The sequence below is a fragment of the Cyclobacterium sp. genome, from assembly GCF_014762705.1.
Lineage (GTDB): Bacteria > Bacteroidota > Bacteroidia > Cytophagales > Cyclobacteriaceae > Cyclobacterium.
Genome location: NZ_JABURL010000074.1, coordinates 1 through 5,766, shown reverse-complemented (window position 1 = coordinate 5,766; position 5,766 = coordinate 1). Strand labels below are relative to the sequence as shown.

Below are 5,766 nucleotides of genomic sequence, written 5' to 3'. Positions count from 1 at the left end.
GCAAGTGACAACAATAACTTTTTAATAACGTTTTAAATTTATAGTGTTAAATAATAGTTGGTTGAAAACAATACTATTTAAATATTATTTTCAATTATAATTACCCAAATGCTATGCCAAATAATTTTAATGTATTTTTGTTATAAAAAAACAGGGCTTTAAATGCATTTAAAACTGGTATTTTAAAAATTTGATCCATTTTGGAAAAATCATGATTTATTTATAGTACACAGCATTGTGTGGATCAAGCACCCCAATATGTAAAGGATTGCGGACAAAAGAGTGATAAATTCTATAATAAAAATCTTGTAAAAAATAAGTTTTTTCTTGTATACCAGCAAATATCATGGATAGATGGCCAAAAATATATTTGACTGGAAATCGGTAAACAACCCTAAGTAAAAAGGGGCAAGCCCAATTGCCATACCTGCTGAAACCAATTATACTCCATCAAACTTACCTGGTATGTACCTGTTTCCTGTCAGGGTTTACATTCACCCATTTCTAATATAGATTGGAAAGCCTTTTTCTAAACTACTAGTCGACAACAGAATTAATGCAGGAGCCTTCCCGTCTTTCCTTGGAAAGTTCTATATTTGCGCTCCAATAAAAAAGCTCAATATGGATATCCAGCAAACCATTACAAATGCCATAGCAAGTGCATTTCAGGCCCTTTTTGATCATTCAGTGGATCCGGATAGCCTAAGCCTGCAAGCAACCCGAAAAGAGTTTGAAGGAACCTATACCTTTGTAATGTTTCCTTTTTTGAAAATCACAAAAAGCTCCCCTGAGGCTAGTGGTGAAAAAATAGGGGCTTATTTGCAGGAAAATCTTTCCGTTGTCAGTTCATTCAATGTCGTGAAAGGATTTTTAAATATCTCTCTTTCTGATACCTATTGGCTAGACTTGTTTCAACAATTGGCTACCATAGAGGGGCATGGCAAATTCCCACCTAAAAACAGGAAGGTCATGGTCGAATACAGTTCCCCCAATACCAACAAGCCCCTTCACCTGGGACACCTTAGAAATAACTTCCTGGGATTTGCTGTTGCGCGGATTTTGGAAGCCTACGGTTATGAGGTGATTAAATCCAATCTGGTCAATGACCGGGGCATACACATTTGTAAATCCATGGTAGCCTACGAAAAATTGGGCAATGGAGAGACACCGGAATCATCTGGTTTGAAAGGGGATCACCTGGTAGGAAAATATTATGTACTTTTTGACCAGGAATACAAAAAACAGGTCAAGGAGCTGACTTTATCCGGAATGGAACAGGAAGCCGCGAAAAAGACGGCTCCCTGGATGAAGGAAGCCCAGGAAATGCTGGTACGTTGGGAAGCCGGGGATCAAACTACCATTGATTTGTGGAAGAAATTGAATGGTTGGGTTTATCAGGGATTTGAAGAGACCTATCGAAAAATGGGAGTTGATTTTGATCAGTACTATTACGAGTCCGACACCTACCTTTTGGGGAAGGACATCGTGGCGGAAGGCTTGAATAAAGGTGTTTTCTTCAAAAAAGAAAATGGCTCTGTCTGGGCTGATCTCAGTGATGAGGGACTGGATGAAAAATTGGTTTTAAGGGCTGATGGCACATCCGTTTACATGACCCAGGATATGGGTACGGCAGACCTTAAATACAAGGACCATAGGATTGAAAAATCTGTTTATGTGGTAGGAAATGAGCAGGATTATCATTTTGAGGTATTGTTCAAGATCCTGCGTAAACTGGGCAGGCCATATGGCAATGGATTATACCATCTGTCTTACGGCATGGTAGACCTTCCCTCTGGAAAAATGAAATCCCGGGAAGGCACGGTGGTAGATGCAGATGACCTCATGGCGGAAATGGTGGCAACGGCCAGGGAACATACTCAGGAACTGGGGAAAATTGAAGGATTCAGTCATGAAGAAGCGGAAGCTCTTTATCAAATACTGGCATTGGGAGCATTAAAATATTTCTTGCTCAAGGTAGATCCAAAAAAACGGATGCTGTTTAACCCCCAGGAATCCATAGAGTTTCAGGGCAACACAGGACCTTTTATCCAATATACCCATGCACGGATTTCCGCTATCCTGAGGAAAGCAGCCCAAATTGATCTGGACTATTCCCCTAACCAGTTTCAGGCCTATAAACAGCTTGAAAAAACCGAGCAAAGTCTGGTATTTTTATTGGCAGATTATGAAAATAAAATCGCCCTGGCGGCTGAAGAACTGTCACCGGCGGTTATCACACAATATTTATTTGATTTGGCCAAGGAATATAACCGGTTTTATGCAGAACTTCCTATATTTAGCGAAACCAAAGCCGAGGTCCAGGCTTTTAGAGTAGGCTTATCCGCTCAGGTAGCCAAAACAATTAAGTCAGGCATGGGTTTACTTGGTATAGATGTACCCCAAAAAATGTAACTATGAAAACATTATTCAACTTAATCGCTTTAGCGCTACTGGCTTTCCAATTTCCGCAGTCCAGCCAGTCAAAGTACACGCCATCGGACGGTGGTATAAGATTGGCTTCAAACTTAAATAACATGAATGTGCAAGAAAATTTTTATGATTTTACCATGAACGATATTGATGGTAATCCTGTGGATTTTTCTGCCTACAAAGGAAAAAAGCTTTTGATTGTCAATGTGGCCTCAAAATGCGGATATACGCCTCAGTACGCAGAGCTACAGGAACTTTACGAGGCATACAAGGATCAAATGACCATTTTGGCTTTCCCGGCAAATAACTTTGGAGGTCAGGAACCAGGCACGAATGAAGACATCAAAACATTTTGTTCTGAAAATTATGGGGTTACTTTTCCCATGTTTGAAAAAATTTCTGTCAAAGGAGTTGATAAACATCCTTTGTACCGCTGGCTTTCAGACAAAAACCTGAATGGATGGAACAATACAGAACCATCCTGGAATTTTTGCAAATATTTTATCAATGAAAAAGGTGAATTGGTTAAATTCTTCCCTTCTTCCGTAAAACCTATGGATGAAGAAATAATTTCCTTAATCAAAGCTTAGTAATAGTATCTTGATTTGGAAAACATCAAATTACAGGCGAATCCCCTTTCAGGGGAATTTGCCTGATTTTATTTTTTTACCTTTAAATTTATGTTTTAACCCTTGACTGTGCAAAATAAAAGACAGGCATGGATTCATGCCATGAGATTAAGAACTTTGCCTTTGGCCCTATCAAGTATTTTGATGGGTAGTTTCATTGCATTCCAAACCTCCGGTCTCAAATGGCCGGTTTTTTTGCTTGCTGCCCTTACCACTATTTTGTTGCAGATTTTATCAAATCTAGCCAATGATTATGGGGACAGTATCAACGGAGCAGACCACGAAGGCAGAAAAGGCCCGATAAGGGCTGTTCAATCAGGCATTATTTCCCTTACTGAAATGAAGTCTGCAATGATTATTTTCGCCATTTTATCATTATTCAGTGGTGTTTGGCTATTGTATATCGCTTTAGAAGACATTTTTAAGTTTCTGTTATTTTTCGGAATGGGAATCCTGGCTATTTTGGCCGCCATCACCTATACTTCAGGCAGCAAGCCTTATGGATATGCGGGACTTGGCGATATTGCCGTTTTTGTTTTTTTTGGATGGCTTGGTGTTATGGGTACCTTTTACCTCCATACCCAGTCTTTTGATTCTTCCCTTTGGCTGCCGGCTACTGCCGTCGGATTGCTGAGTACAGCAGTGCTCAATATCAACAATATCAGGGACATACAATCTGATAAGGCTGCAGGAAAACGCTCTGTTCCTGTAAGAATCGGTAAAAATGCTGCAACAAATTACCATTGGGCATTATTAACCACCGCTTTACTTTTATTAATAGTGTTCATTCTGATTGAAAAAGCCTGGGGAGGACTCTTTTATTTGTTGGCCACACCTTTTATTTTAAAAACAGGTTGGGCACTGGAAAAATTTGATTCCCCGGAGAAGCTAGACCCCTATTTGAAAGTAATGGCCATTTCAACCTTTCTCTGTGTTTTATTTTTTGGATTGGGCTGGCTGATTTTTTAAATAAACAATTTGGCAATTTACTACCTATTTTGGGTAGATTTTTGTAGTTTACCTCCATCATAAACTTAAATATCTCGAAGCGAAGATGAAAAGCATTTTAGTACCTTATGATTTTTCGGAAGAAGCGGAAAATGCCTTCCAGCTGGCTCAGGAATTGGCCACCAAGGCAGCCTGTAAATTAAAATTAATTCATGTGATTGAAATTCCCACTGCCCAACATTTTAATACCATGGGCGAAATCAACATGGAGGATAATTTTATTGACAGGATATATATGGTTGATTTGGTAGAAAAAAGGAAGAAACAGTTTAAAGAACTGGAAGAAAAACATGCCGTAAAACCATACCAATTCAGCACCAATCTTTTATTCGGGAATCCATACGCCGGGATATCCAGCGAAATAACCGAAGTCAAAGCGGATTTGGTTATTATGGGGTCTAAGGGCTCAAGCGGATTGGAGGAACTGTTGATTGGTTCGAATACAGAAAAGGTAGTCAGGCATTCCAAATGCCCTGTCATAACCGTAAAAAGCGCGCTAAAAGCGGAGGATCTAAAGGTGATCGTTTTTGCCAGTGATTTTAGCGAAGACAGTAAAAAGGTAATGAAACATTTGAAAAATTTTCAAGAGCTTCTGGATGCTGAAATCAGATTAGTCAAAATCAATACACCAAATTCATTCGAAAAATCAAAATCTTCATTTGAAAAAATCAATGGATTTGTAAAAGCCAATAAACTGACAAATGTTCAGATTGACATTTACAATGCGGATACAGAAGAAGAGGGAATCATTGAATTTGCAGATGAGATAAATGCCGACCTGATAGCCATGGCCACTCATGGCAGGACCGGTTTTTTACACCTGCTCAGCGGAAGCATTGCAGAAGACGTGGTCAACAGTGCCAAAAGGCCTGTATGGACCATGAAATTTAAAAAATAACAGCTGATTTATGGGTAGAAAAAGGGACAATGACTGGAAAAAAAGAGATGGAGTAGTGTATTCTACAGCGGATAATTTTGACTTCGATGAAGGCGAACAGGAGTCAACCGAAACCCTTCCTCCCAAACAGCAGCATTTAAAAGTGATGTTGGATAAGAAATCCAGAGGAGGAAAACAAGTGACCCTTGTTACCGGATTTATTGGTAATGAGGATGATTTAAAATCTTTAGGAAAAGCCCTCAAAACCAAATGTGGTGTAGGTGGCAACACCAAAGATGGAGAAATAATCATTCAAGGGGATCAAAGAGATAAGGTTTTGGAACATTTAATGCAAGAAGGTTACAAAGCAAAAAAATCCGGAGGCTAAGCTTCCGGATTTTTTTTACCACTTCCAACAGATATTTTTAACCCCAGATAGCTGAAGTTTACCGACTACTTTTCACAGTTGAACGAATTCTTTCCAGGTAAATAAAAATTGCTATTACCTTCATACCAACAAATTTTTACTACCGGCCAATCCGGTAAAGTTTGGAAGTGCGTAAGTACCTCCATTAATAAACAGCAAAAAACAGCAGAAAATGGGACAATTCAGATTATTAAGTTTTAGTGCGGAGGTAACAAAGAAGGTAGATTTAAATTTTCACCTGGACCTGGAAGAGACCAAAAAATTACTGGTTCAGTTAAAGACTTTGCCTGCCATTAAAGAGGCCTTTGTTTTGTCTATTCCGGAAAGAACAGAAATCCTTTATTACCGCTCGGAAGCATTGGATGATGCCATATATGCTGCACTTGTTCGCATTA

The 5,766-nt window shown here is 39.1% G+C and carries 6 protein-coding genes; all 6 read left to right on the top strand.

The features are described from left to right. The first annotated feature begins 621 nt into the window (after positions 1-621). A complete protein-coding gene (argS, locus tag HUJ21_RS13660; protein WP_291370684.1) occupies positions 622-2,412 on the top strand; it encodes an arginine--tRNA ligase in 1,791 nt (596 codons plus the stop codon). Between the two features lie 2 nt (positions 2,413-2,414). Then, entirely contained in the window at positions 2,415-3,020 is a 606-nt protein-coding gene (locus tag HUJ21_RS13655) for a glutathione peroxidase (RefSeq protein ID WP_291370683.1), read from the top strand. Between the two features lie 108 nt (positions 3,021-3,128). Beyond that, on the top strand, positions 3,129-4,028 hold the full coding sequence (locus HUJ21_RS13650) for a 1,4-dihydroxy-2-naphthoate polyprenyltransferase (RefSeq protein ID WP_366483692.1): 900 nt from the start codon (positions 3,129-3,131) through the stop codon (positions 4,026-4,028). Positions 4,029-4,113: 85 nt separating this feature from the next. Continuing rightward, on the top strand, positions 4,114-4,965 hold the full coding sequence (locus HUJ21_RS13645) for a universal stress protein (RefSeq protein ID WP_291370679.1): 852 nt from the start codon (positions 4,114-4,116) through the stop codon (positions 4,963-4,965). A 10-nt stretch (positions 4,966-4,975) separates the two neighbouring features. Continuing rightward, positions 4,976-5,332 carry a translation initiation factor gene (locus HUJ21_RS13640; RefSeq protein ID WP_166149303.1) on the top strand — a complete coding sequence of 119 codons (357 nt, stop codon included), beginning with the start codon at positions 4,976-4,978 and terminating at the stop codon, positions 5,330-5,332. A gap of 211 nt (positions 5,333-5,543) precedes the next feature. After that, on the top strand, positions 5,544-5,766 hold a 223-nt coding region (locus HUJ21_RS13635), incomplete at its 3' end, for a hypothetical protein (protein ID WP_291370676.1).